This is a genomic window from Rhodococcus sp. BP22 (assembly GCF_014281965.1).
In the GTDB taxonomy this organism is placed as follows: domain Bacteria; phylum Actinomycetota; class Actinomycetes; order Mycobacteriales; family Mycobacteriaceae; genus Rhodococcoides.
The window spans coordinates 86,032-112,572 of sequence record NZ_JACFTB010000010.1; the positions used below are offsets into that span (position 1 = coordinate 86,032).

The 26,541-nt window shown below is 62.5% G+C and carries 22 protein-coding genes; 10 read left to right on the plus strand and 12 right to left on the minus strand.

The window, feature by feature from the left end; all coding sequences use genetic code 11:
* Positions 1-30: 30 nt before the first annotated feature.
* Complete coding sequence (locus tag H2510_RS19525) at positions 31-1,071, minus strand: iron ABC transporter substrate-binding protein (RefSeq protein ID WP_186629945.1); 1,041 nt, start codon at positions 1,069-1,071, stop codon at positions 31-33.
* 318 nt (positions 1,072-1,389) lie between these two features.
* Here H2510_RS19525 and pdhA point away from each other — a divergent pair, with 318 nt between their 5' ends.
* Genes pdhA through H2510_RS19540 form a run of 3 tightly spaced genes read left to right on the plus strand, consistent with a single transcriptional unit; the run spans position 1,390 to position 4,758 of the window.
* The gene (gene pdhA / locus H2510_RS19530; RefSeq protein WP_186629946.1) at positions 1,390-2,484 is read left to right on the plus strand and encodes a pyruvate dehydrogenase (acetyl-transferring) E1 component subunit alpha; all 1,095 of its coding nucleotides are present in this window, start codon (positions 1,390-1,392) and stop codon (positions 2,482-2,484) included.
* Positions 2,481-3,515, plus strand: coding sequence for an alpha-ketoacid dehydrogenase subunit beta (locus H2510_RS19535; RefSeq protein WP_186629947.1), 1,035 nt, complete (start codon positions 2,481-2,483; stop codon positions 3,513-3,515). The genes pdhA and H2510_RS19535 overlap by 4 nt, the downstream gene beginning before the upstream one ends.
* Before the next feature lies 1 nt (position 3,516).
* A complete protein-coding gene (locus tag H2510_RS19540) occupies positions 3,517-4,758 on the plus strand; it encodes a dihydrolipoamide acetyltransferase family protein (RefSeq protein WP_186629993.1) in 1,242 nt (413 codons plus the stop codon).
* A 9-nt stretch (positions 4,759-4,767) separates the two neighbouring features.
* Here H2510_RS19540 and H2510_RS19545 read toward each other — a convergent pair whose 3' ends face one another.
* Entirely contained in the window at positions 4,768-5,589 is an 822-nt protein-coding gene (locus tag H2510_RS19545) for a pentapeptide repeat-containing protein (protein ID WP_186629948.1), read from the minus strand.
* Positions 5,590-5,720: 131 nt separating this feature from the next.
* On the opposite strand from H2510_RS19545, the gene H2510_RS19550 reads away from it, so the two are divergent.
* From H2510_RS19550 to H2510_RS19560, 3 genes are all read left to right on the plus strand, one after another.
* Positions 5,721-6,845 (plus strand): TDT family transporter, encoded by a 1,125-nt coding sequence (locus tag H2510_RS19550; RefSeq protein WP_186629949.1) that lies wholly within the window; start codon positions 5,721-5,723, stop codon positions 6,843-6,845.
* A gap of 81 nt (positions 6,846-6,926) precedes the next feature.
* Positions 6,927-7,724, plus strand: coding sequence for a putative protein N(5)-glutamine methyltransferase (locus tag H2510_RS19555; protein WP_186629950.1), 798 nt, complete (start codon positions 6,927-6,929; stop codon positions 7,722-7,724).
* A gap of 87 nt (positions 7,725-7,811) precedes the next feature.
* A complete protein-coding gene (locus H2510_RS19560) occupies positions 7,812-9,689 on the plus strand; it encodes an ABC transporter ATP-binding protein (protein ID WP_186629951.1) in 1,878 nt (625 codons plus the stop codon).
* A gap of 49 nt (positions 9,690-9,738) precedes the next feature.
* Here H2510_RS19560 and H2510_RS19565 read toward each other — a convergent pair whose 3' ends face one another.
* Together H2510_RS19565 and H2510_RS19570 are read right to left on the minus strand one after the other, a co-directional pair.
* The gene (locus H2510_RS19565; protein ID WP_186629952.1) at positions 9,739-10,953 is read right to left on the minus strand and encodes a lipase family protein; all 1,215 of its coding nucleotides are present in this window, start codon (positions 10,951-10,953) and stop codon (positions 9,739-9,741) included.
* Positions 10,954-11,129: 176 nt separating this feature from the next.
* A complete protein-coding gene (locus H2510_RS19570) occupies positions 11,130-13,388 on the minus strand; it encodes an ATP-dependent DNA ligase (protein ID WP_186629953.1) in 2,259 nt (752 codons plus the stop codon).
* 57 nt (positions 13,389-13,445) lie between these two features.
* On the opposite strand from H2510_RS19570, the gene H2510_RS19575 reads away from it, so the two are divergent.
* A complete protein-coding gene (locus tag H2510_RS19575) occupies positions 13,446-13,877 on the plus strand; it encodes an SRPBCC family protein (RefSeq protein ID WP_186629954.1) in 432 nt (143 codons plus the stop codon).
* On the opposite strand, the gene H2510_RS19580 is transcribed toward H2510_RS19575, so the two are convergent.
* From H2510_RS19580 to H2510_RS19600, 5 genes are all read right to left on the minus strand, one after another.
* Positions 13,874-14,299, minus strand: a complete 426-nt coding sequence (locus H2510_RS19580; protein ID WP_186629955.1) for a hypothetical protein — start codon at positions 14,297-14,299, stop codon at positions 13,874-13,876. The genes H2510_RS19575 and H2510_RS19580 overlap by 4 nt on opposite strands.
* Positions 14,292-14,672, minus strand: coding sequence for a hypothetical protein (locus tag H2510_RS19585; protein WP_186629956.1), 381 nt, complete (start codon positions 14,670-14,672; stop codon positions 14,292-14,294). Before H2510_RS19585 ends, H2510_RS19580 begins: the two co-directional genes overlap by 8 nt.
* A gap of 64 nt (positions 14,673-14,736) precedes the next feature.
* Positions 14,737-15,771 carry an adenylate/guanylate cyclase domain-containing protein gene (locus tag H2510_RS19590; RefSeq protein WP_186629957.1) on the minus strand — a complete coding sequence of 345 codons (1,035 nt, stop codon included), beginning with the start codon at positions 15,769-15,771 and terminating at the stop codon, positions 14,737-14,739.
* The gene (locus tag H2510_RS19595; RefSeq protein ID WP_186629958.1) at positions 15,764-17,191 is read right to left on the minus strand and encodes an HAD-IB family hydrolase; all 1,428 of its coding nucleotides are present in this window, start codon (positions 17,189-17,191) and stop codon (positions 15,764-15,766) included. The genes H2510_RS19590 and H2510_RS19595 overlap by 8 nt, the downstream gene beginning before the upstream one ends.
* The gene (locus H2510_RS19600; protein ID WP_186629959.1) at positions 17,191-19,557 is read right to left on the minus strand and encodes a glycerol-3-phosphate 1-O-acyltransferase; all 2,367 of its coding nucleotides are present in this window, start codon (positions 19,555-19,557) and stop codon (positions 17,191-17,193) included. Before H2510_RS19600 ends, H2510_RS19595 begins: the two co-directional genes overlap by 1 nt.
* 215 nt (positions 19,558-19,772) lie before the next feature.
* On the opposite strand from H2510_RS19600, the gene H2510_RS19605 reads away from it, so the two are divergent.
* Positions 19,773-20,498: a DUF6319 family protein gene (locus H2510_RS19605; protein ID WP_186629960.1), complete on the plus strand. Its 726-nt coding sequence runs from the start codon at positions 19,773-19,775 to the stop codon at positions 20,496-20,498.
* Positions 20,499-20,576: 78 nt separating this feature from the next.
* Positions 20,577-21,233 carry a serine protease gene (locus H2510_RS19610; protein ID WP_186629961.1) on the plus strand — a complete coding sequence of 219 codons (657 nt, stop codon included), beginning with the start codon at positions 20,577-20,579 and terminating at the stop codon, positions 21,231-21,233.
* Between the two features lie 232 nt (positions 21,234-21,465).
* Here H2510_RS19610 and ilvD read toward each other — a convergent pair whose 3' ends face one another.
* Genes ilvD through H2510_RS19625 form a run of 3 tightly spaced genes read right to left on the minus strand, consistent with a single transcriptional unit; the run spans position 21,466 to position 25,362 of the window.
* On the minus strand, positions 21,466-23,202 hold the full coding sequence (gene ilvD / locus H2510_RS19615; RefSeq protein WP_186629962.1) for a dihydroxy-acid dehydratase: 1,737 nt from the start codon (positions 23,200-23,202) through the stop codon (positions 21,466-21,468).
* Positions 23,203-23,248: 46 nt separating this feature from the next.
* The gene (locus H2510_RS19620) at positions 23,249-24,709 is read right to left on the minus strand and encodes an MFS transporter (protein WP_186629963.1); all 1,461 of its coding nucleotides are present in this window, start codon (positions 24,707-24,709) and stop codon (positions 23,249-23,251) included.
* 47 nt (positions 24,710-24,756) lie between these two features.
* The gene (locus tag H2510_RS19625; RefSeq protein ID WP_186629964.1) at positions 24,757-25,362 is read right to left on the minus strand and encodes a hypothetical protein; all 606 of its coding nucleotides are present in this window, start codon (positions 25,360-25,362) and stop codon (positions 24,757-24,759) included.
* Positions 25,363-25,494: 132 nt separating this feature from the next.
* Between H2510_RS19625 and H2510_RS19630 the strand changes: the two genes are divergently transcribed.
* Positions 25,495-26,541 (plus strand): ATP-dependent DNA ligase, encoded by a 1,047-nt coding sequence (locus H2510_RS19630; protein ID WP_186629965.1) that lies wholly within the window; start codon positions 25,495-25,497, stop codon positions 26,539-26,541.

Consider the following 26,541-nt stretch of genomic DNA (forward strand, 5'->3'; position numbering starts at 1 on the left):
TCGACCGCCTCCGGCCGATCAATTCGAGATTCAGAGCAGACCCGTTTCGGTCATCAGTTCGGAAACCTGTGGGCTGTTGAGCTTCGCGGGGTCGACCTGTGGTGCCTGCAGGTCAGCCAGCGGAACGAGCTCCGGGTTTGCCGCGACGTCGCTGCCGACCGGGTACTCGAACGACGTTCCGGTCTGCAGGACGTCCTGACCCTGTTTGCCGGTGATGAACTTCAGGAACTGTTGTCCCGCGTCCTGTTTCGAACTTGACTCCAGAACGCCGCCGCCGGAGACGCTCACAAATGCGCCTGGGTCCTCGTTTTTGAAGTAGTGGAGTGCGACGTTGTTGCTGTTCTCACCGGTTTTGGCCTGATCCCCGAACCAGTAGTAGTGGTAGATGACACCGCCCGGGATTTCACCGGCATTGACGGCCTTCATCACCGTGCTGTTGCCCTTGTAGGTGCGGACGTTGTCCTTCATCCCCGCCAGCCATTGCCGGGTGGCGTCTTCACCTTTCAGCTCCAGCAGTGCGCTGACGATTGCCTGGAAATCGGCGCCCGATGGTGAGGCGGCCCAGCGGTCCTTCCATGCGGGATCCTGCAGATCGAGCAGAGACTTCGGCAGCTGATCCTGCTTCAGCATGTCCTTGTTGTAAGCGAAAACGGTGGAACGGGCCGCGATGCCGGTCCACTTACCGCTCGACGGGTTGTATTCGCTCGGCACCTGATCGAGGACATCCTGGTTCACATCGGCGAATAGCCCGGCGTTCTCCACCAGTGTCATAGCGGGGGAGTTCTCGGTGAGGAACACATCTGCGGGTGACCGGTCACCCTCGGCTACGAGTTGGTTGCCGAGTTCGGAATCGCTGCCGTTACGCAGTTCCACCTCGATGCCGGACTCCGCTGTGAAGGCGTCCACCCATTCCTGCGTCAGCGACTCGTGCTGTGCGTTGTACACGGTGATCTTCTTGGCCGCGCCAGAGTCCGCTTCGTTGTCCGATCCGGAATTCGAGCACCCCGACATGGTCAACACAGCGGCAGCGGCGAGTGCAACCGCAGACGTCAGTCCGTTTCGTCTTTTCATCGAATGTCCTTTGTCGGCGCAGCGGGACCTTCCCAGCCGTCTATAAAAAATGATGCCATACACAGGGTTGCCAAACCTAACGGTTAGGGGCGATGGACGCTGGATCCGCGATGTGGTGCGTGTCATCCGAGCGCGGTGACGCGGAGTAGCCCACGCTCCCTGGTCAGAGCCTGCTGATCGCACATCGAGCGCAACATCAGCACTCCCGTCCAGGCCGTAATCGTGCATCCTGCTCAATTGGGAAACCAACTATTGCGCTAGCTGATGATTCAGAGTTGTGTCGTAGGTAACAGTGAAGTGGTTATTGGAGGCGGGGTCATGTTCGTGAACAGCAGTGCCGACACGCTCATCCAGATCGTCACACCGGAGGGCAAGCGGACACCCAAGTCGGAGTACAGCGACGCGATCGCGGACGTCACGATCGACACCGTGCGTGAGCTGTACGAGGATCTCGTCGTGGTTCGCCGCATCGATGCCGAGGCGACAGCGTTGCAGCGTCAGGGCGAGCTCGGACTGTGGGCGCCGCTACTCGGTCAGGAGGCCGCGCAAGTGGGTTCGGCTCGCGCTCTGCACTCCGAGGACTTCGTGTTCGCCAGCTACCGTGAACACGGCGTCGCGTATTGCCGGGGCGTCGACCCGACGGAGATGCTCCGATTCTGGCGTGGTTCGACACAGTCGGGCTGGAATCCCTACGACTACAACATGACAACGCCGGCCATCATCGTCGGATCTCAGGGACTGCATGCCACTGGCTACGGGCTGGGGATGAAGTTCGACGGCGCGGAAGGCGCTGTCATCACCTACTTCGGCGACGGTGCCACCAGTCAGGGCGACATCTCCGAGGCACTTGGATTCGCTGCCAGTTTCAGCGCACCGGTGGTGTTCTTCTGCCAGAACAACCAGTGGGCGATCTCGGCGCCCGTGTCGGTCCAAACCCACATCACCATTGCCGAACGAGGGCGTGGATTCGGGGTCCCGGCCCTGCGTGTGGACGGTAACGATGTCCTGGCAGTTCTGGCAGCTACCCGTATCGCGCTGGCAAGGGCACGCGAAGGAAGCGGCCCGACGCTGATCGAGGCTCTCACCTATCGCATGGGCCCGCACACCACATCCGATGACCCGACGCGGTATCGCTCCGCTGCAGTCGACGACGAGTGGAAGCGTAAAGATCCGATCGAACGGATCCGGTTGCTGCTCGAGCGCGCAGGCGGCCTGGACGAGGAATTCGAAACTCGAGTCCGGGACCGCGCTGACACGACGGCCGCTCAGCTGCGAGCGGGATGTCTCGGCACGATCGAGCCATCGCCGATGTCTCTTTTCGACCATGTCTATGCCGAACCGCATTCCCTGATAAACGAAGAGCGCGAACATTATTCCGCCTACCTTGCCGGATTCGAAGGAGCACGGTCATGACCGCAACACTCGCCGCGCCCAGGACGCTCCCGATCGCGCCGAAGACGCTTCCGCTCGGAAAGGCGCTGAACGCCGGGTTGCGCCGAGCCATGGACGAAGATCCGAAGGTGATCCTCCTCGGTGAGGACATCGGCAAACTGGGTGGTGTCTTCAGGATCACCGAGGGACTGCAGAAGGACTTCGGGCCGAACCGTGTGATCGACACGCCGCTGGCCGAGTCCGGAATCATCGGCATGGCAGTAGGTTTGGCGATTCGCGGTTACCGCCCGGTCTGCGAGATTCAGTTCGATGGATTCATCTATCCGGCGTTCGACCAGATCGTCTCGCAGGTGGCCAAGCTGCACTATCGAACCAGCGGCAACGTCAAGATGCCTATCACCATCCGCGTCCCCTACGGAGGTGGTATCGGTGCCGTCGAGCATCACTCGGAGTCTCCCGAGGGCTACTTCGCGCAGACCGCAGGGCTTCGTGTGGTCAGCTGCAGCAACGCAGCGGACGCCAATACGATGATTCGGCAGGCCATCGCGTCGGACGACCCGGTGCTCTTCTTCGAACCCAAGCGTCGCTATTGGCAGAAGGGCGAGGTCGACGTCACGGCATCACTCGACGATGCCTATCCGCTGCACAAGGCGCGCGTCGTGCGCGCAGGCACCGACGCGACGGTCGTCGCGTACGGACCTCTGGTAACCACCGCGCTTCAGGCAGCGGATATTGCTGCAGAGGAGGGACATTCGATCGAGGTTATCGACTTGCGCTCCCTCTCCCCACTCGACATGGACACGGTCAACGCCTCGGTACGCAAAACCGGCCGACTCGTCGTGACGCACGAGGCCGCTACCTTCCTCGGTATCGGTGCGGAAGTTGCTGCGCGCGTGCAGGAGCAGTGTTTCTTCAGCCTCGAAGCTCCGGTACTGCGAGTCTGTGGATTCAGCACTCCATATCCGCCGGCGAAGCTGGAGGAGCACTTCCTGCCGAATGCCGACCGAATCCTCGACGCCGTGGACCGCGCACTCGGTTTCGGACAGAACTGACATGGCGACCGTCAAGAGCTTCCTGCTTCCAGATCTCGGTGAGGGCCTCACCGAAGCCGATCTGATCACCTGGTTGGTGAAGGTCGGCGACACTATCGAACTCAATCAGGTCATCGCCGAGGTGGAAACCGCGAAGGCGTGTGTCGAACTGCCTTCCCCCTACGCGGGCATCGTCACCGCTCTCCGTGCGGAGGAGGGAACCACCGTCGAGGTCGGCACCCCGCTGATCGATATCTCCGACGTAGCGGAGGTCGATCCGGCACCGATAGAACCTGCCCAACAGGAAGAGCCTGTTCCTGTCCTCGTCGGGTACGGAGTTGCAGGTGTTGCGCCCAGCAGACGAGCGAACCGCAGACAAGCCATTGCTAGCGTGGACGATCCGACCACGGCCAAGCCGTTGGCGTCACCGCCTGTTCGGCACGTCGCGCAGCAAGAAGGCGTCGATCTGGCCGAGGTGCCCGCCACCGGAGCGCATGGCGACGTCACTCGTGCAGACATTGCTGCCTATCTCGACCGGGTTCCCGAGAAGGTCGATGTTGGGAGGGATGAGACTCGCACTCCGATCGCAGGCGTCCGAAAGCACACGGCCGCAGCGATGGTCGCCAGTGCCTTCACTGCTCCACATGTCACCGAGTTCATCACCGTCGATGTCACGCCGACCGTCGAACTACTGGACTCGCTGCGGACCACCGATCATTTTCGCGAGGTGCGCCTGACGCCGTTGGCGATGGTCGCCAAAGCCTTGTTGGTTGCGCTGCGGGGCAATCCGAGCTTGAACTCCGAGTGGGACGAGGACCGGCAGGAAGTTGTCACCAAGCACTACGTCAATCTGGGTATCGCCGCTGCCACGCCGCGGGGCCTGATGGTGCCCAACATCAAGAACGCGCATGTGCTCGGCCTGAAGGATCTTGCGTATGCACTGGCCGCGTTGACCGGGACGGCAAAGGAAGGCAAGACCGGGCCCGGTGATCTCGCCGACGGAACGATCACGATCACCAATGTCGGTGTCTTCGGGGTGGATTCGGGGACTCCTATTCTCAACCCCGGTGAGGCCGCGATCCTGTGCTTCGGAGCAATCCGGCGTCAACCGTGGGAATTCGAGGGGGAGATCGCGTTACGATCGGTGACCACGTTGAGCTTGTCGTTCGATCACCGCCTCGTCGACGGCGAACAAGGGTCGAGATTTCTCGCCGACATCGCCTCGATGCTGTCCGACCCCAGGAACTTGATCGCGTTGAGTTGAGAGCGCGTGCTAGGTTTTGGGCCAGTGCGGCGGACGCTCGAGCGCGTCGGGAATCCTGGTTTCGGCATCGCCTTTGGCGGCATTGATCTGAAACTGTGTGAGGAACAAGCTCTTTCGAAGGTCCGCGCCGGAGAGATCGGTGTCGCGTAGGTCCGCACCGATCATGTCGGCGAATCGCAGATCGGACCTTCGCATGTCTGCTGCGACAAGGTAGGCACCGCGGAAGCTGGCACCGGTCAGGTCGATGCCCGTCAGCCTCTTGCCGACGAGGTCCGCCCCTCGATAGTTCCTCTTCTTGCCCTTCGCCTGTGTCCGAACCAGATTGCTGGCCGCCAGCAATACCTCGTTCACTTGTCCTCGATGTCGATCGACGTCGAGCTGTGTGAGCTCATCGGCGGACCCACCGGCCAGTGCCTCGGTGGCATGGAGAGCGCTCTGCAGTCGAGTACGAACGGGCTCTGTCGCTGGAAGGCCGACTGCCTCGGTCAAGTACCAGAGCAGTTCGTGCAGCGCACGTACGACCGGAAAGACCTCGAACATCCGACCTGCAAGAGCGGTGTCCTCGCGCCAGCTTCGGCCGTTGAACGTGTGCTGTGAAACTTTTTGCCCAGCGCCGAAGCAGTCGTACACGGTGCACCCACGGAACCCTGAGCTTCGGAGCTTCGTGTGAATTCCGCAGCGAAAGTCCTCTTGCAAATTGCGGCAGGGCTCGCCTGCATCCTTGTTCACGGCGAAGTCGGAGGATCGGGCGAACGGTAACGCGACGCAGCAGAGACCGAAGCAGCTCGAACAGTCGGCGAGCAGGTTGGGCCGTGGGGCGGGCGGAGTCACCCGTCAACTGTCGTCCGATCCTGATGTGTCGGTCAAGTTACCTCCGCTGAGCTGGCGTAACAAATTGTAATTGTGGTCGCACAAGTGCAAGACCTCTACCGGCCGCGCACTCGAGCAGCCACCGTGGAGGCATGACCACACCAGCCACCCTGATATCAGCGCGGCCACGGCTGTTCGACAACCTCGATCGCCCGGGACAGGTGCTCGAGCACCTCGGCCCCAACTGGTTCGCATCGATCATGGGCACCGGCATCGTCGCCAATGCAGCTGCGACGCTCCCAGTGCAGGTCACCGGCCTCCACACATTCGCGCTGATCGTGTGGGCAATCGCGTCGGCGGCGTTGATTGCACTGGTCGCTGCTTTCGCGGCGCACTGGATCCTGCACGGCGGCAATGCCCGTCGATACGCGCGACACCCGGTTGCGTCACTGTTCTACGGCGCCCCACCGATGGCGTTTCTGACGGTCGGTGCCGGAACGCTCCTCGTCGGCAAAGATGTCCTGGGGCACAGCGCGGCATTGTCGATCGACGTGGTTCTGTGGACGGCAGGCACGCTGATGGGCCTGGCGACAACCGTGTGGATTCCATGGCGGATGATCGCTGCGCGCGCCCACGCGGCGCCACTGCCGGCCTGGCTGATGCCCGTCGTCCCACCCATGGTGTCAGCCTCCACCGGAGTATTTCTGTTGCAGCACATGGAAGGTCGTCCGCGATTGGTTCTTCTTGTCGCCTGCTACGCGATGTTCGCGCTGAGTCTGACCGTGGGTATGTTCACCATGGCGCTGATCGGGCGGCACTTGCTTCGCGGTGGCACTCCGCCACTTCAGGCCATGCCCACCGTGTGGATCTGCCTGGGTTTGATCGGCCAGTCCATCACCGCAGCGAACCTGCTCGGCGCCGTCTCGGCAAGAGTATTTTCCGGTGACGATGCAGCCATCGCGTCGGGGCTGCATGTCTTCGGGATCGTGTACGGAATCGTGATGGCGGTATTCGGCGCGCTCGTGTTCGCGACGGCCATGGCATTGACCGTCAGGGCGGCGTCGCAGGGACTAACGTTCTCGCTGACCTGGTGGAGCTTCACCTTCCCAGTCGGCACCTGCGTTACGGGTGCAGCAGCTCTCGGAACAGCAACGAACAGTACCGGGCTACATCTGCTTGCTGTCGCGTTGTTCGTGCTCCTCGTCACCGCATGGGCGGTCGTGGCGACCAATACGGTGCGCGGATCGGTGTCCGGACGAATTTTTCTCCCTGCATGAGAGTGGGACCTGCGTTAAAGTCGGATCGGAAGTCACACAGTCGTCAGGGCGCTGGACACGGTCGTCCCGGAAGGCTCCTCGATGATTCGACAGGACTCGATCCATCCGTTGTTGCTACTCGACGTCGTCCGCATCCTCCGTTCCGCCGGATGCGTGTATGCCGAGGACGAGGCACAGTTGCTGACCGCCGTCTTCGACGGCGCCGAACTCGAAAATATGGTGTCGCGACGCGCGTCGGGCATCCCGCTGGAGCAGTTGCTCGGGTGGGCGGAGTTCTGTGGCATACGCATTGCGGTCGGCCCCGGTGTTTTCGTACCTCGCCGACGGACCGAATTGTTGGTGGAGCAGGCCGCATCCCTACCGATCGAGACCGTGGTCGATATTTGTTGCGGTTCGGGCGCGGTTGGAGCTGCTCTCGCGTCCGAGCTTCCCGGAATCGAATTGCATTGCGCCGACGTCGATCCGGTTGCTCTGGAGTGCGCCCGAATCAATGTCGAGTTCCTCGGTGGCCAGGTGCACCAGGGTGACTTGTATTCGGCACTACCGCTGAACCTGCGCGGCAACGTCGATGTCGTGGTAGCGAATGCGCCCTACGTTCCGACGGATGAGATCGGCTCGATGCCGTCGGAAGCGCGCGATCATGAACCGATGGTGGCCCTCGACGGCGGCGTCGACGGTCTCGCGGTGCAGCGTCGGATTGCAGCGGACGCACCGCGCTGGCTCGTACCCGGTGGCCATCTGCTGATCGAAACCAGCGCACTGCAGGCACCCGAGACTGCGAGCCTCGTTCGAGATGCAGGCTTCGATACACGCGTGGTTCGCTCGGACGAGCTCGACGCAACGGTCGTGCTCGGAACGATTCCGACGTGCCGTCGCTAGAGCTGCTGCCGTCTCGGCATCGGCCGGGCTGATTGTCACCACCGAACCGCTCGAACTCGAATTTCATCGAGGTTCTACGGTCAAGACATGAGCATGGAAGTCACGGCGCGGAACCAGATGTATCGGACGATGAATGCCTCCTCCCAACAGACGAAGTTCTCGGCTGATACCGCACGCAGAATTTTGACATTCGCGCAGCCACACCGCCGCAAGCTGATCGGTTTCGTCCTGCTCAGTGTGGTGCTGGCGGCGTTGGCGGTCGCAACGCCCGTCCTGGCCGGTCGAGTCGTCAACGCAATCGTCGACGGCGACGCGTTCGAGGTTGTCCTGCGCCTGGCATTGCTGATCGGGCTCATCGCCATCGTCGACGCGGCTATCGGGCTTTTCAGTCGGTGGTTGTCCTCGAACATCGGCGAGGGTCTCATCCTCGACCTACGTACCGCGGTGTTCGACCACGTGCAGCGGATGCCGATAGCGTTCTTCACCCGCACCAGGACGGGCGCCCTCGTCAGTCGACTCAACAACGACGTCATCGGCGCGCAGAGGGCGTTCAGCGACACCCTGTCCGGAGTGGTGAGCAACCTGGTCACCCTGGTGCTGACTTTGGTCGTGATGATCGGGATCTCCTGGCAGATCACTCTGATGGCCTTGATTCTGTTGCCGGTCTTCGTGATACCCGCACGGCGGATGGGCCGACGCCTGGCGCGTCTGCAACGTGAGGCGGCCGATCACAACTCGGCGATGAGCACACAGATGACCGAGCGGTTCTCCGCACCGGGAGCGACGTTGGTGAAGTTGTTCGGCCAGCCCGACATCGAATCCAGCGAGTTCGCGGTACGTGCTTCCCGTGTCCGCGACATCGGCGTCCGCAGCGCGATGGTGCAGACGGTCTTCATCACGGCGTTGACGCTCGTCTCGGCACTTGCGCTCGCCGTCGTTTATGGGCTCGGCGGTTTCTACGCGCTCCGTGGTCAGCTCGACCCGGGCTCTGTGGTGGCACTGTCGCTGCTGCTCACCCGGTTGTATTCACCGCTGACGCAGCTCGCCAGCGCCCGCGTCGAGATCATGAGTGCACTCGTCAGCTTCGAGCGAGTCTTCGAAGTCCTCGATCTGGTTCCGTTGATCCAGGACAAGCCCGACGCGACACACGTTCCCGACGGGCCGGTGTCGGTGGAACTCGACGACGTCCGATTCGCCTACCCGTCGGCCGACAAGGTGTCGCTGGCCTCGCTCGAAGAAGTGTCAACGCTCGATTCACGCGGCGGCGAGGAAGTTCTGCACGGCGTGTCGTTCCGCGCGGAGCCCGGCCAGATGGTGGCACTCGTCGGCACCTCGGGTGCAGGTAAGTCGACGATCGCCCAGCTGATCGCACGGCTCTACGACGTCGACAGTGGCGCAGTGCGCCTCGCCGGTGTAGACGTGCGCGACTTGACCGCCGAGTCGATTCGCGGTGCAGTCGGGATGGTGACCCAGGACGGGCATCTGTTCCACGAGACCATCCGAGCGAATATCGTGTTGCCGCGACCGGACGCGACGGACGAGGAAGTGTGGGATGCGCTGAACCGGGCCAGGTTGAGCGATCTCGTCGCTTCGCTGCCCGACGGGCTGGACACTGTCGTCGGCGAGCGTGGGTACCGGTTGTCCGGCGGTGAGAGGCAGCGACTGACGATCGCACGTCTACTCGTCGCGCGCCCGCGAGTGGTGATTCTGGACGAGGCAACTGCGTCGTTGGACTCGACGTCGGAGGTCGCCGTCCAGGCTGCGCTGAGCGAAGCCCTGGAAGGGAAGACCTCCGTGGTGATCGCCCACCGACTGTCGACCATCCGTGCCGCCGACGTCATTTTGGTCGTCGAAGCAGGCCGGATCGTCCAGCGCGGTACCCATGAGGAACTCCTCGCAGCGGGGGGACGCTACGAGGAGCTGCATCGGACCCAGTTTTCGGTGGAAGCGCAGCCTGCGGAGTGACCCGGGTGGGTGGAAGCGCAGCCTGCGGAGTGACCTGCGGAGCCAGGGTTCAGCAGTTGCTGGGTGCAGGGACTCCGTCGAAGCGGGCATTGATCCAGTCCAGTGCCTGCGGCAATCCGAGGACCGCTGCGGTGAGGTGGTCGTTGCTTTCCACCTGGACCTCTTGGACCTGGACGCCGGCTGCGCAGTAGCGGCCGAGAGTGTTGGTGATCGAGGAGACTGGAATGAGGGCGTCGGTCGGGCTGTGCCACTCGAAGTACGGAGCTTTCGGCACTCCGGGATACATTTCGACGCTGTTCTCGTTGACGGCGGCGACCATTTCCGGGCTGTTGATCAGGTCGGTGGTGTCGGCGACCTGGGTCGCGCTCTTTCCTGCGCCCACACGAAGGATGTCGTTGGTGCATCCGTTCTGCATTTCACGGGCCATTTGCTGTCCGAGCGGGTTGAGCTGGGCTGTGATGGGAATGCGGTTGGGGTACTCGCGTTCGAGACCGAGGGCTGCTGCGAAAGCGAGGCCGAAGACTGGATGGGGATTGAATCCGAGTTCGCGAGCCATCCGTTCGAGGTTCATCGGAGCTCCGCCTGCTGCGCTGCCGACGATGTTCAGTTCCGGAGCGTAGGCAGCCTGCAAGGCCGCAGCCCACGCCGTCGCCATTCCGCCGCCCGAGTATCCCGCGAGGGCCACCGGGCTCTGCGCTACTTGGAGCGGATCGAAGCGCTGGGCGGCCCGAATGCTGTCGAGGACGATCTGTCCGCCCAACTTCGCGGCGCCGTACGCACTGTTCGGTCCGAGGTGATCGGCGATGTTGACGGTCCAGCCGCGCTGCAGCGCCGCGTTGAGTGCCGGGGCTTCGCGAATGACGAGGTTGGGGTCGTTGGACCACAGCGCCTGTGAAGGAGCGCATTCCAAACCGAGTGCATTGATGATGTGTTGGTAGGAAAGCAAGGGGCCATTGGGCGCTTTGTTCCTAGGGGCGATGACGGTGGTGACCGCCGCGATCGGCGCACCGGTCGAATTCGTCGAACGGAATCGCAGCTGCCAGACGTCCACGTCGAAAAATCCGGCCGGCGGAGCCATCGGTCGACTCGAGATGATGTCGCCCGGGTTCTTCGCCTCCAGGTCCGGCGTTGGACCGTAGAACGCGTCCGAGATCGGCGTCGGTTGTAGCGGACCGGCCGCAGCCGGGACCGCTGCCATCATGGCGGAACACGCGACCAGGGCTGCGGTCACTCCGGCGGCCCCCATCAATGCAATAGCGCGCATAGCGTCGTAACCCTTTCGAAAATTTTGGACTCGAACTGAGACTGGCTCATTTCGCAACCACCCGAGGGGTATATGTAAAAAAATATCCCACCCGTTACTTTCCGCCCCTCCAGGGCGCAGTGGAGAAAGTGCGCCGAAAAAGTGTTGAAGCCCCATAAAGGGTGTTCCTTACGAGGCTATGGGTTGTTCTCTATGACGACCTCCGATGGCCGTTTGTCTTCACGAATTCCACGCCAGCTCGGATGACGGAGATGCATGGAATCGGTCCATTCATAGAATCGAACCTCGGCCACTAGAGTCGGCGTGGTCCAGACCGCGTCTTTCCGGTCAGCGGTGGGAAGTTGCTCGGAGAATGGTGATACGTCGGTCTCGAGCGGAGCCAGCAGCTCACTCAGCTGCTCGAGTGCGCGGTCGCTGAAACCGGTTCCGACGCGACCCAGATATTGGAGTCCCTCTGGCCCGGGAGCACCGACCAACAGCGACCCGGGACCACCTGCTCGACGGCCGCGGCCGCGTCGCCAACCCCCGATTACCACCTCCTGGGTCCGCCAATTCTTGGTTTTGATCCATGTCTTGGCGCGCTTACCCGGCTGATAGATCGAGTCGGTTCGTTTGGCGACGACGCCCTCCCAGCCGCGTCGGACGCTCTCGTCGAGGGCTTCTTCGGCCGTGCCGGTCAGTTGCTCCGACACGAGCACCGACTCGAGCCCGGTCGTCAGCAATTCGAGTAGGCGTCGCCTATCGGAGTACTTCTTTTTCACCAGCGATGTGCCATCGAGATACAGCAGATCGAAGGCGATAAAGCGCACTTCTCGGCCCGAGCTGTTCTGTAGTAATTCGAAGCTTGTAATTCCGTCGGCATCGAATACCACGGCTTCACCGTCGAGAATGACATCGTGGTCTGCCAGTTCGTCGGCCATCGTAGAAAGTGAGGGAAAGCGCGCGGTGAGATCGTTACCGGTGCGCGATACAAGCTTCATTTCTCCGTGGGCACACCGTGCGATCACGCGGAATCCATCCCACTTTCCCTCGAACGTCCAATCCCCGTCGGCAAGGTCGGTGATGTCACCCGCCGTGGCGAGCATCGGCGCGATGTCAGCCTTGATCGGAGCCGCGTCCTTCATCAGATGCATGAGCCATTGATCGCCCTTGGTGCGGATCAGCGCATAGCGACCCTTCGCCTTGTCGCCGTGCAGGACAACGATCACCTCGTTCTCGCGCCACTTCTCCAGCTCGTAGGTTCCGCTGTCCCAAATGGACACCTCGCCGCCCCCGTACTCGCCCTTGGGGATGCTGCCCTCGAACGATGCGTATTCCAGCGGGTGGTCCTCGGTGCGTACGGCGAGGCGGTTCTTCCCTGGGTCGTCGGGGATGTTCTTCGGAACCGCCCACGAGACCAGGACGCCGTCGTGTTCGAGCCGGAAGTCGTAGTGCAGCCGTCGAGCATGGTGTTCTTGAATGACGAACGTATCGCCGTTCCCGGTCTCCTCGGTGCTCTCCGGTATCGGTTCCGGGGTCTTGGCGGCACTGCGCTTGTTCCGATAAGTGGTCAGCTTGTCCGGCTCGGAGTATTCGATCGGTGGATCCAGCTCGGCGAGCAGGTCACCGTCGCGGCGGTAACGATCGAGGACTTCCTCGAAACGTAACTGCCTCAGTCCTGGCGACTCGAGTTCCTCCCACGATCGTGGGGCGGCGACGGTAGGTTCAGCCCGTCCTCGGAGCGAGTACGGCGCAACGGTCGTCTTCTTCCCGTTGTTCTGCGACCAATCCACGAATACCCGGCCGCTGCGTTTTGCCTTCGCCATCGTCGCCGTCACTCGATCGGGCGATCGATCCTCCAAGAGCGTCGCGACGCGCTTGGCCACCGTCGAGGCACCAGAAGACGTCAGCGGCTTCCCCAACGGCACATAGAGATGAATCCCCTTGCTCCCGCTGGTGACGGGAAACGCCCGGAATCCGATCTCGGCGATCATGTCGCGAATCTCGCATGCGACCTCGGCGCAGCGGTCCAGATCGACGTCGTCACCCGGGTCGAGATCGAACACCATCCTCGTGGCGGGGCCTGGTGAGTTCCCGTCGAATCGCCATTGCGGAACATGCGCTTCGATCGCGCCCTGCTGGCCGAGCCAAGCGAGATCGGCAGCGCTGGAGAACAGCGGGTATGTCACGACGCGATCGGAGTGACTGATCTCGCGCCTGTCGAGCCAGTCCGGAGCGGAGGAAGCAAGATTCTTCTCGAAGAACGAGGGCTGCTCGACGCCGTTCGGCCAGCGCTTCCTGGTGACCGGTCGGCCGATGATGTGCGGGAGCATGGCCGGGGCGATGCTCGTGTAGTACTCGATGACCTCGCTTTTGGTGGTGCCCGTACTCGGAAACAGCACCTTGTCGAGATTGGTCACCGAGACCTTCCGACCTGCGATGTCGAGCGTCGCCATGCGCTCAGGCTAACGGTCGCCAGCGGAGCCGCGAGGCACTTGTGCCAAGCTCGAAGCATGGCAACGATCAGCGTCTCGGTAGAGATGCCCGAGGATCCGCAGGGCGCATGGGACAAAGCGTCGGCGCTCGACAGGTTCGACGAGTGGATGACAATTCACGGTGGCTGGTGCTCCCCGCCCCCAAAGGTGCTCAGCAAAGGCACCGAAGTGGAGTCCCTCGTCAAGGTCAAGGGCTTCAAGAACACGATCCGATGGACGTTCACCGAGTTCGACGAACCCAAGCTGATCGAGATGTCGGGAACCGGCAAAGGCGGCATCAAGATCTCGCTGACCATCCACGTCCGCAAGCATCGGAGCGGATCGAAACTGACGCTCGACGCCTACTTCGGTGGGGGAGTGCTCTTCGGCCCGGTCGGCAGTGTCGTCGCGCGTGCTTTGGGCTCGGATGTCACCAAGTCGGTGGCGAACCTCGCAGCTCTACCCGCCTAGACCCCAGCGTTGCGGGTGCGACGCAGCCACCACAGGCCGGCAATCGGGAGAAGCACCGGGATGAATACGTATCCCTGCCCGAAGTGCGACCACACTGTCGCGTCGGGGAAATCGTCGGGCTGAAGGTAGCTGAGGGCGCCGACGGCCAGTACTCCGACCAGCTCGATGATGCAGGAGATCATTACCACGCGTCGCGAGGTCTCGGTTGCTCGCGCGAGTCCGACGGTCGCGATGATGTAGACCACCGCTGCCACCGCCGACAAGATGTACGCGAACGGGGCTTCGTCGAAGCGTGTTGTCAGCTGGACCAGAGATCTCGATGTCGCGGCGACCGCGAAGACGGCATAGACCGCAATGAGGAAGCGGCCGAAACCGGTACGAGTTGCCTGTTTGAGGCTGTCGTCTTGGGAGGTATCAGGCATATCCGGCCCATATCTGGCTCAGGCGCAGCACCATGGCTGCGAGGGTGAGGACGGCGACGAGCAGAACTGCTGTGCCGCCGCGAGAACGATCGCCCAGCGACCACCACGTGCCGATCGGAAGCAGCAGCAGCAAGCCGATCAGATACGCGCCGAAGGTGAGCCGATGGATTTCGCGATCACTGGTGAACATCGCGACAAATCCGATGATGGCCTGCGCAAGCACCACTACCTCGGTTGCTGAAATGGTCCAGAAGAGCGCGCGATCTGCTCGGTTCTTCAACAGCACCGGGCTGTTGGAGACAAGTTTGACGAGAACCCAAACGCCCACGACCAGTGACATCGCATACAACAGGCCGCTGACGGCGCCGATCATCTTTGTTCCTCTTGGTTACTGGCGAGTGGTGCGGACAGACCCCAGGGTATCGGTCCGTCGACGGCTACCGTTCCTTCGGCTGATCGTCCGTGCTTCTGCGCAGTGCGTGCGGCTTGAGCTTGTGGAAACCGCGCACCCGCAGGGATCTGATGGCTTTGAGGCGGAACTCCGAGTCACCGTCGAGCATCTCGGTCATCGCGGTGTCCACCAGAATGGTTCCCGGACGTGCCGAACTGGTCAGTCTGGCAGCTATGTTGACGACGGAGCCGTACAGGTCGCCGTACCGGGCGAGCACCGATCCCCACGCCAAACCGATACGGAGTTCCGGCATGTCCTCGCGAGCGTCGAACGCGTGCCGCAGATCGAGTGCGATGTGTGCCGCATCCTCGGCGCTCTGCGCACTGAACATGACCTCGTCGCCGACATTCTTGATGACGGATCCGCGGCCACGGGCAACGATGTCCGTTGCGATGGACTCGAACTCCTCGAGCAGCGTCGTCAATTCGTCGATACCGAGGCGACGGGTCAGGCTGGTGTAGCCCACCATGTCCGCAAATCCGACGGCGAGGATGCGGCCGGCGGTTTCCTCGGTCGGGCCGGTGACGGACCGGCCTGCAGTGGCAGCCAGGTGTCGACGCCAGGTATAGGACTGCAGCGCTTCGAGGGTGGGAACCGTTTGCGCTGCAATGGATCTCGCGTCGCGTCGGATCACGTCCAGATCGGCGGGGTCCTCGCTGTCGGAATGAGAGGTGATTTGGTCGAGAATATGGGAATTGACCACGGCCACTTGCCATTCGGCGAGCCTGGACATCGACTGCCCGAGAGTGCGCGCGATGGCGACCTCCATCTCCGGCTTGATCACTTTCTGTTCGGTGAGGCTCGTGATCAGGTGCAACGCATCGAGATCGGCATCGGTGTACACGACCGCGGAGGGGTCGGTGTGGACGGGAAAACCCATCGCGATCCACAACTGCACTACCCGCTCGAGCGGAAGGCCCGACTTTTCGGCGATATCGGATCGCGTGTACTTCCGCTCGCCACCGAGAAGAGTCTTCTCGATCTCGGTCTGTACAAGCGAACTGATCTGATTTTCAGTCATATCCCAGCGTTCTGTCGAAATACGATCGAACCTCGTCGATGTAGGAGTCGAGCTTGTCCGGTTCCCAGTCTATGGTCGGAATCGGTTCGCCGACGGTCACCTTGACGGTACCGGAATGCGCCGTGAAGTCCTTCTTCCACATCACGTCGCCGGCATTGTGGATGACGATGGGAACGATGGGGACCTTGGCCTGCATCGCCAGATGAAAGCCGCCCTTCTTGAAGCGTCCCAACCTGGAGGTGGGCATTCGAGTGCCTTCGGGTGCGATCGCGACCGAGATACCCGAATGCAATTTCTCGATGGCGGGGAGCAGCGCTTCACGCGCCTTGGACGGATCGCCTCGATCGATGTAGGCGACGTCGAAAATCATTCCGAGCAGGGCAAACCTGGGATCGCGCTCGAGTTCACGCTTGGCGACAGCGGTGATGTCCCGGCGCAGAATCGAGGTGACGATCAGTGAATCGGCCGCGCTTTGATGATTGAACATGAACACTGCCGGCCGCGCCGACCAGGCGTTCTCGGTGCCGGTGACGTCGAGCTTGATGCCGGCGAGCGTCAAGGCGATGTCCGGTGCGACGGTGGAGGTGATGTTGGCACCGGTCCGCCGACTGCGAGTGAGGATGCCGAGCCCGATGCCGATGCCGGCGCTGGCGATCACTGCCCCCATCGCAGCGGTACTGCGAACTGCCGAAGTGAGATCGGTTCCACGTCTAGGGCTTTCGAGGTGCAATATCGGCCACCCCGCCTTCTTTGCGTAACGGTCGAGCTCGGCGTCAGGATTCAATGCGACCGGATGTCCGGCCTCGAGCAACATCGGGACGTCCTCGCCGCCGTTCGAGTAGACGAAGCACTCGGCGAGGTCGAGGTTCTCGCGCTCGGCGTAGTCGGTGACAGCTTTGGCTTTTCTCGGTCCCCACAACGAATTGCCGACTAGTTCACCGGTCAGAACCCCGTCGGTCACGACGGGCGTCGTGCACAACAACTCGTCGAACATCATGTCTTCTCGTACCGGGATCGCCTGGTACGGAGTTGCCGACGTCGCGATGATCAGCCGATGGCCTGCATGCCGGTGCGCTTCGACGAGAATGCGAGCCTGCGGGTAGATCATCGGTGCAATCTCGTTGCGGAACAACGTGTATGCCTGCGTCATCAGGTCTTCTTCGCGTCGACCTTCCAGGCCCTTGACAGCCTTGCCCATCAAATTGTCGACGGGGGAGTTCCGCATTCGCATTTCGACGACTGCACTAGAGATTTCCCATAGTTCGCGCACTGTCACATCGAGCGTCTTCAGTCGTTCCAGAAACACTGCTTTCGCAGAGAAGCCGTTGATCAAGGTGCCGTCGAGATCGAAGAACGCTGCAGTGCCCGGCCCCGCAGGCGCCTTGGCGATAGCTGTCAACTGATCGGCCAGCGAAGTCATCAGGCCTCATCTCCCAGCTCGTCGCCGCCCGTTTTATCGCTGGCCTCTTCGCAGTTCGGTGTGTCATTGCACGGTGAGCCATCCGGCGAATTGATCGGGTCGACCTTGTTCAGCTGTCGACGAGCCATGTCGCGAATCAGCCTGGATTTACGTGCCCATTCGTTGATCTCCCGGGCGAAGTCGCGTCGGCACTGGGCGACATTTTCCCCAAGGGGATCGATGAGGTTGCGGTTCTCGGCCAATTGCAGAGCGGTGTCGAACAATTCACCGGAAATGGACTCACTGTGGTCGAGTTGCTGTCGTAGTCGACGTGTCTGAGCAGCACCCAAGCATTGGGCGACGAAGACAGTTTTGTCGAACTCCGCATCCACCGGCAGCAGCATCAACTGATCGGCAACGACCTGATACGCCTCCATGATCGGCTGCAGAACGCGGTGCGCGAGGTGCAAGTCCTGTGATTGGAGTTGTTGCACTGCGTAATCGGGGTCGGATAGGTTGGCCCGCCAGTTCGGATCGATGAGGTCGACTTCGGTCTCGAGGCGCTCACCGAACTCTTTCTTGTCACCGAAGAAGAATTCGAATTTCAGCAGGTCTCTCAGTGCGAGTGCGGACGCCCACATGGACTCCGGCGTCGACGGCGTCGTCTGCCCCTGATCCGGCAAGGTGACGAGCTCGCCGATTGCGCGCATGACGAAGTAGTGAATTGCGTTGTTGCGGAAGAACGCTGCGACCAGATGCTTGTCCTGGGCAAGGTAGAACACCGGCTCGGGGCCGTCGTCGAATCTTCTGACGACACCCGCCGCGACCTGCGCGACGACAGCTGCACGCACCACATCGACGTCACTGATATCGACGTTTCCTGCCGTGGGCAACCCGCGTCGGTGGATGTACGACGCGAGGGGGGCGATAATGGCCCACATCTCGTGCACGTTCAAAGCCCGGTCTTCGATTCCGAGCAGAGCCATCGTCACCAGTGCCGCCGGGGTGACCGGCGTCGAATTGTTGATTGCGTGTGCGACGTTGATGGCGATCCGCTGGACCGCGACGCGCTTGTCCTCGCTGGCATCGACGATGGATCGGACAGAGATCGGCTCGCCGAACGTCAGGTACACGTTTCCGCGTAGTTTGCCCTGCGCGCGAATATATCCGAGCATCATTCGGATTCCTTCGGCCTGCTTCTTCGCTCCATGCGATTCCGCGGCCATGGCACCGACCTCGTGCAAGCGGTCGTAGGTAATCGAGGTCGGAACCAGATATACATCCTCGGCGTCGCTGTTCTCGAGTGCGTCGACGAGGTAGGTGAGCAACCCGAACCGCGGCGGCCGCAATTTGCCCGTCCGGCTTCGTCCGCCTTCGATGTACCACTCCAGGTTGAATCGCTTGCTCAGCAGAAAGCTCATGTACTGACGCAGCGTCCACTTGTAGATTTCGTCGGAGAACTTACGTTGGATGAGCACTACGCCACTACGTTTGGCGATCGGGCCCAGCGGCCAGAATCCGACGTTGATTCCGCCCATCACGTGATTGAGCGGGAGTCCCTCGGCGAGCAGCGCGGGTCGGAGGACAAGAGGATCGAGATAGGAACGATGGTTCGGGAGGAAGACCAGAGGATAGTTCTTGTTGAGCTCGCGGACTTTCTGCAACTTCGTTCGATCGACGTCCACGCGATATGCCCGCGAGAAGTACGCGCCGAGCGTCCCCCACATCTCCACCGCACGCCGTGTCTCGGTGGCAACCATTTCGTCCAGAATTCCGTGGACACGCCGCTCGACGTCGGTAAGGTTTTCGCCGACCCTGTCGGCGAGTTCTTTCATCCCGTCGTGGAACTTCTTCTGCTCGGTCATGTCCTCGACGACGAAGCGCGGGATCTTGTACTCGGAACCGATCACGTCGCGTTCGGCGCGATCCAGCGTGAGGCTGGCCTGCCTGCGAATGAAGGAGGACAGCGAGGTTCCGCCTACCCGATCGAACCTCGCCTGCAGCTCGCTGAGCGTGGCGGGTTCACCCACCAGGACGGCCGAATGATCGGGGTCGTCAGCTGTGACCCATCGCTGCCACGCCTTGGTGGGCATGGAGTTTCCGCGCGGTGCGAATATCCGGTAGAGGATTCCTCTACGTTTCTTTTCCGTCAGCGTCACTCTCAGCGGCACTAGAAGCGGGTCTTCGGTGATGCCGCGGACGGTGTCCGCGACTTGGTGCGATGCTTCTCCCGACAGTACGACCGACGGTGTACGTTGGGCGCCTTCCTGAGTCGTCGCATCGATCCACTGATTCAACGCTTGCACCTCGAGTGTCGAGGCAGCGTCCAAGAGGTAGACCTGCTGTACGTCGTGTGACTTCTGTATCCGCGATTCGACGTGGTCCACCGTAAAACTCCTGTTCCGCACCTCGTTACAGGTACGAAGGTCAGGCTACGCGGAAGCGCTGGTCGATCAGGGGGTTTCCGATCTCGCGACCCCTACTCCGACTCAACTCGAACCCGAGCAGTGCGCAAGAATTGCCGACGACTTCCCGGCTCAGTGCAGTACTGCCCGAGTTTGTGGGACAGTATTCGCAAACACTTTCGAGAGAGGCTGCTTGGATGCCACCGCGTAGACGATCGCCGAAGACCGACGTACTCACGCCCGAAGACCTGGAGAGTCTCGCTGCCGCAGTCGCCGCGGGGCGGCGCGCCACGGTTTACCTGATCGAGGCAACGCCGAGCCTCGGACTCCCCGAAGGCACCTCTGCCAAGGTCGTGTCCGTCGACGGCAACACCGTCACCATCTCGCCGAAGGGCGTAAATGACGAGCTTCCGTTCGAGGCCGAGGAACTGCGGATGACGCGCAACCCGGCGTCAGGGGTCACCAACGCGACACCGGCGGCCACCAAGCCTGCCCCGGCGAAGGTCGAGATAGCCGAGTGGACCGAACCTGTCGCGCCGCCCAAACCGGTCAAGGCTGCTGCTGTGAAGCCGGCGACGACACCGGTGCCGCCGCGACCCGCCGCGGCTCCGAAGCCACCTGCAGCGCGCAAGGGCAAGAAGGGCCCCGACAGCGTCAGCGTCACCATCCATGCAGGCCCGGACAACGACTGGTCGGTGACGGTCACGCACGGCGCGCGTCGCCCGGGCAAGGCGCAGCCGGTTTCGCCGGAGTCGGTCTCGCGTGCCGTCCGCGAACTCGGCGACGACTCGGTACGCGAGGCCGTCGAGGCCGTTATTTCGCATGCGCGCGAGGAAGCAGCACAACGCGTGGCGGAACTGAGCCTGCAGCTCGAGGCGGCACGATCCACGCTCGCCGCGCTGGAGCAGAAGGATACGGAGTGAGAACAAATTTCCCCACGCACTCGTCCATATGTGCTTCTTATTGCTAGTGTCTGCGGACACCGCTGGAGAGGGAATACATTGTTGAAGAAGTTCATGCTGGTTGTCGTCGCGGCCACCGCCGTTGCAGCCAGTATCGGGGTAGGGACCGCATCTGCTGCAGCTCCGGCGGTTCTGGGAGGGGGCTCCGGAATCATCGTGGGCAACAGTGCCGAGTGCACGCTCACCACGATCGGTAACGACGCAGCAGGTCGCCTGGTCGGTATTACCGCTGGTCACTGCGGTGGCGCGGGCGCAACAATCGAGGCCGAGGCCAACACCGACGCCGGAGTCGTAGGACACATCGCATTCTCCAACCCGGAATACGACTACGCCGTCATCGAGTTCGATCGCGCGAGGGTCGTTCCGGTCAACCGCATCGGCAACGTCACCATCACCAGAGTCGGCCCACCGACGTCGTTCCCCAACATCGTGTGCAAAGAAGGCCGTACCACCGGCAACACTTGCGGTATTGCGTACGGAGACGTTCTGCAGTCCCAGGAGACCTGGTCGCAGCTGTGCGTCGTCGAGGGTGATTCCGGAAGCCCGGTCGTCGTCGGTACAACGCTGGTCGGAATGGTCAACGCCTACCTTGGTGTCGCCTGCTTCGGACCTGAGGTCGGCACCAACATCGATGCGATTCTTCGTCACATCAACGCAGGAAATGCAGTAGGAACCGGGTTCAGCCCGATTCCCTGACGCACCCTTTAAGCCCGAGTGGGCCATCGCGACAGTCTCGACTGTTGCGATGGCCCACTCGTGTTTGTCGGCTTCCCCCGCTGACCCGCCACCCCGATCGCTTCAATGGCACATTCATACGATTGGTTAGCTCGAGGTGGCCATTCAAGCGGTCGGGCGGCCGCGATCGGGTGGGCCGCCGCAACCGACCGCCGCACCGCCGGCCGACGAACCCGCCGGCCGGCGCGACAAGCTAGATCAGCACGGCACCCTGGGATGCCGAGCCGACGAGTTTGGCGTACTTCGCGAGCACACCGCGCGTGTACCGCGGAGGTAGCGGCGCCCAACCCTCCTTGCGCTTTTCGAGTTCTTCTTCGTCTACGAGCAGGTCCAGTGTGCCTTTTCCGACGTCGAGGCGGATCTGGTCGCCGTCGCGTACGAGGGCCACTGGGCCACCGTCGACGGCTTCGGGTGCGACGTGGCCGACGCAGAGGCCTGTGGTGCCTCCGGAGAAGCGGCCGTCGGTGAGCAGCAGGACGTCTTTGCCGAGGCCTGCGCCCTTGATGGCGCCGGTGATGGCGAGCATTTCGCGCATACCTGGGCCGCCCTTGGGGCCTTCGTAGCGGATGACGACGACGTCACCTGCGGCGATGGTGCCGTCTTCGAGTGCGTCCATTGCGGCGCGTTCACGTTCGAAAACCCTTGCAGTTCCGGTGAATACGTCGGAATCGAATCCGGCGGATTTGACGACGGCGCCCCCGGGAGCGAGGGAGCCCTTGAGGATGGTGATGCCGCCGGTCGGATGGATGGGCTTGTCGAGTGCGCGCAGCACCTTACCGTCGGGGTCCGGGGGCGCGATGTGAGCGAGGTTCTCCGCCACGGTCTTTCCGGTGACCGTGAGGCAGTCGCCGTGCATGAGCCCCGCGTCGAGCAGCGCTTTCATGACCACTGGTACGCCACCGATGGCGTCGACGTCGGTCATGACGTGCTTGCCGAACGGCTTGACGTCGGCGAGGTGTGGAACTTTGGCGCCGACTCGGACGAAGTCGTCGAGGGTTAGTTCGACTTCTGCTTCGTGGGCGATGGCCAGGAGGTGCAGCACTGCGTTGGTCGATCCGCCGAAGGCCATGACGACAGCGATCGCGTTCTCGAATGCTTCCTTGGTCATGATGTCGCGTGAGGTGATTCCGCGGCGAAGGAGTTCGACGACGGCTTCACCACTTGCGTGGGCGAATCCGTCGCGTCGACGGTCCGGCGCGGGCGGGGATGCGCTGCCCGGCAGGGACATGCCCATGGCTTCTGCGGCACTGGCCATCGTGTTGGCGGTGTACATGCCGCCGCAGGCACCTTCGCCGGGGCAGATTGCGCGTTCGATGGTGTCGACGTCGGCGCGCGACATCAGTCCGCGTGAGCAGGCACCGACGGCTTCGAACGCGTCGATGATGGTGACCTGGTGCTCGCTGCCGTCGGACAGCGTTGCGAAGCCGGGCAGCGTGGAACCGGCGTAGAGGAAGACGCTGGCAAGGTTCAGTCTTGCGGCCGCCATCAGCATGCCGGGCAGTGATTTGTCGCAACCGGCGAGAAGTACCGATCCATCGAGTCGTTCCGCGCTGACGACGGTCTCGACGCTGTCGGCGATCACCTCGCGGGATACCAGCGAGAAGTGCATGCCTTCATGCCCCATGGAGATGCCGTCGGACACCGAGATGGTGCCGAATTCGAGCGGAAAGCCGCCGGCGGCGTGGACGCCGACCTTCACGGCTTTGGCGAGGCGCTCGAGCGAGAGGTTGCACGGGGTGATCTCGTTCCACGACGATGCGACGCCGATCTGAGATTTACCCCAGTCCTTGTCACCCATCCCGACGGCTCGAAGCATCCCGCGCGCAGCGGTCTTCTCCAAACCGTCCGTGACGTCTCGGCTACGGGGCTTGACGTCCGGTGGCTGTTTGTCCGGTGATTGCTTGTCCGAGAAGTCCTGCGGGGTCGTCATGACACTCCTGACCTGTTCTTGGATAGGGCTGTATCCGAGGGCAAGTTTAAACCTCTCCTCGAACCTGCTGTCGGGGAGTCACCGCCGGGGACGACACGTCGCAGTGCGGGAGGCAGTCGACGGATTCGGGATCGGCGCGATGCTCGCCCCTGATCATCGCCGCCGCGACGATCGCCCCGAGGACGAGCAGGCCGGCGCAGATGATCATTGCCGTGTGAAAACCGGCGGAGAATACGGCGGGGTTGTCGTAGTCCACGCCCGAGATACCGGCGAGCCCGGGCAGTGCGGCGACGGCCAACAGTTGGCTGGTTCGCGCGAGGGCATTGTTGACGCCGGAGGCGGTACCGGCCCGATCTGAGGAGACAGCGCCGAGTACAGCGCCGGTCAGTGGTGCGACGAGCAACGACAGTCCGAGACCGAACACCAGGACGGCGGGGAAGACTTGAAGGAGATAGGTCGAGCCCGGTTCGATGCGCAGCATCAGTAGCAGGCCGACCGCTGCGACGAGCGGCCCGATCGTCATCGGCATCCGCGGACCGATGCGCTGGGCCATGCGGCCGGTGCGAGAAGAGAGGGTCAGCATGAGAATGGTGATCGGCAGTGTGGCGACACCGGCTGCGATCGGCGAGTAGTTCAACGCCAGTTGTAATTGAAGTATCAGCAGGAAGAACACTCCACCCAGCGCCGCGTAGACCGCCAACGTGACGAGGTTGGCCGCGAGAAAGAGTCTGGAAGCGAACAGTGACGGCGGAACCAGTGGGTTCTTGGTTCGCAGCTCGATGACGACGAAGACTGCGAGTGCCACGACGCCGAGGCCGACGAAGATCCACAGCGATTCGATGAACCCGAAGGTGAGTAGGCCGAGCGCGAGCGCGACGACTGCGGCGCCGGGGAGGTCGAGCCGACCGTGTGCATTCGGGTCGCTGCTCTCCGGCACGTGCTTGCGCGCGACCCATACGACGACGATGGCCAGCGGAATGTTGAGCATGAACACCGAACGCCACCCGGCAATTTCGACGAGCCACCCACCGAGCAGCGGGCCGACCGCCGATGCGACGCCGCCGAGCCCGGACCACAGACCGATTGCGGCGCCGCGATCGTCGGGGTGAATCGAGGCCGAGATGAGAGCAAGACTGCCCGGAGTCAGTAGCGCGGCGCCGACTCCCTGGACGAGCCGGGCAGCGATGAGCACCTCGATGTTCGGGGCGAGTCCGCACAGGATCGACGCGAGCGCGAACCAGACGGTGCCCCAGATGAACACCTTTCGACGGCCGAGCCGATCGCCCAGTGCGCCGCCCAACAGAATGAGCGACGCGAGAGTCAGCGTGTATCCACTGATCGTCCATTGCAGCCCGGAGACACCGGAATCGAGATCTCGAGCGATGTCCGGCAGGGCGACGTTGACGACGGTGCCGTCGAGCATCGCCAGTGAGGAACCGAGGACGGTGGCGGCGACGATCCAACGTCCCCGCGAGGACGCCAGTGGAACCGACGCTTCAGCGCTCACGTGCGAAGTCTGGCACTGATCGCTGCTCGAGACACGTGCAATTCGAGCTACAGATCCTCGACGCAGACGATGAAGTTGCGCTCGTCGTAGGCGTAGCCACTGGTGGCCGGATCCGCGCAGTCGTTCACCTCGGTAGTGCCGTTCATGATTTCGACGACTCGGACCGTTTCTGTGCCGGGCGTCGCGCAGTCGGCTCGCACGGGGTCGTCACCGGAGACCTCCATGCATCCACCGATCACCCAGTCGACATCGAGGCACAGTGCTCCTTGCTCGACGCCTCGTAAGGTTTCGTAGTAGTACTGGTCGGCGTCGCTGATGCACTCGTCCCCGGAAACCGCTTTCGCGATCACCTTGTAGTTGGACGAGGGGCTGCCGCATTCCGCGTTGTCGATGTCGGCATCGTCGACTGTGCCACCGAGTTCGACGCACTCGCCGATCTCTACGTCGATGTCGATGTCGATGTTTTCCTGAGCGGGAGGGGGCCTCGATGTCGTTGTTGTCGTGGGATTCGGACCGGCGTCGGCGGCCGGAATCGCCCGAGGAGTGATTTCGGAGCTACAGCTCGCAACGATGAACGTTGCACACGCCAAGGCGGCCGACACCGCGAAGAAACGGCGGGCGACGCCACGAAGTGGACGGCATGAGGTGGTCATTTTCTAAGATCCTGAATTCTTTGGAGTGAACATCGAACGCGGTCCGGTAAAAGTATCCGACGACCCGGCGAAGGGACACTCTGCCGATCTTTTTCCACGTGGTTGTCGGTGGTATGAGGCAAGATCGACCAGGTGGACCTACCTCTCGCGTGGCCTCTCCAGCCGATGCTCGCCAAGGCGGCCAAGGCAGTACCCCAGCAGCCTGCCGATGGGGACGCCGAATGGTCGTACGAGCCGAAGTGGGACGGCTTCCGCTCCATCGTCTTCCGCGACGGGGACGAGGTCGTACTCGGCTCCCGCGGTGGCAAGAATCTTGCGAGATATTTCCCCGAGTTGGTCGACGCAGTGCGCCGTGAACTGCCCGATCGGATTGTCGTCGACGGCGAGATCGTGGTGCCACGTGAGATCGACGGTCGGACGCGACTCGACTGGGATGCGCTGTCGGAGAGAATTCACCCGGCCGAGAGTCGAGTGAAGATGCTGGCGGACAAGACGCCGTCGATGTTCGTGGGCTTCGACCTTTTGGCGCTCGGCTCGACGGATATGACGGGCGAGCCGTTTCGCAGCCGTCGCGCACACCTTCTCGAGTCCGTCGTGGGTGGCACTCGATGCCAGGTCACCAGTGCCACCGACGATGCGGCCACCGCCGAGGATTGGTTCGAACGATTCGAGGGTGCAGGCCTCGACGGTGTCGTCGCCAAGAAGCTCGACGGCCTGTATCTGCCGAACAAACGAGAGATGATCAAGGTCAAGCACGCGCGCACGGCAGACTGCGCTCTCATCGGATACCGAGTTCACAAGTCGGGTAAGGGAATTGGTTCTCTACTGCTCGGTCTGTACGACGGCGACCAGCTTCGGATGATCGGCGGTGCGTCGGCGTTCACCGACAAGCGACGGGTGGAATTGCTCGACGAGCTCGCGCCGCTGCGCGTAGGAGAGGATGTCGTCTCCGACGCCCAGGCGAACAGATGGACGTCGAACAAGGATCGGAGCTGGGTGCCGCTTCGAATAGAACGCGTCGTCGAAGTTGCCTACGACCAGATGGAGGGTGAGCGGCTTCGGCATGCGGCGAGATTCCTTCGGTGGCGACCGGACCGTGACCCCATGTCGTGCACGTACGAGCAGTTGGAGGTCCCGGTGCGGTACGACGTGGCCGATGTCATCGCAGGGGGTAACTGA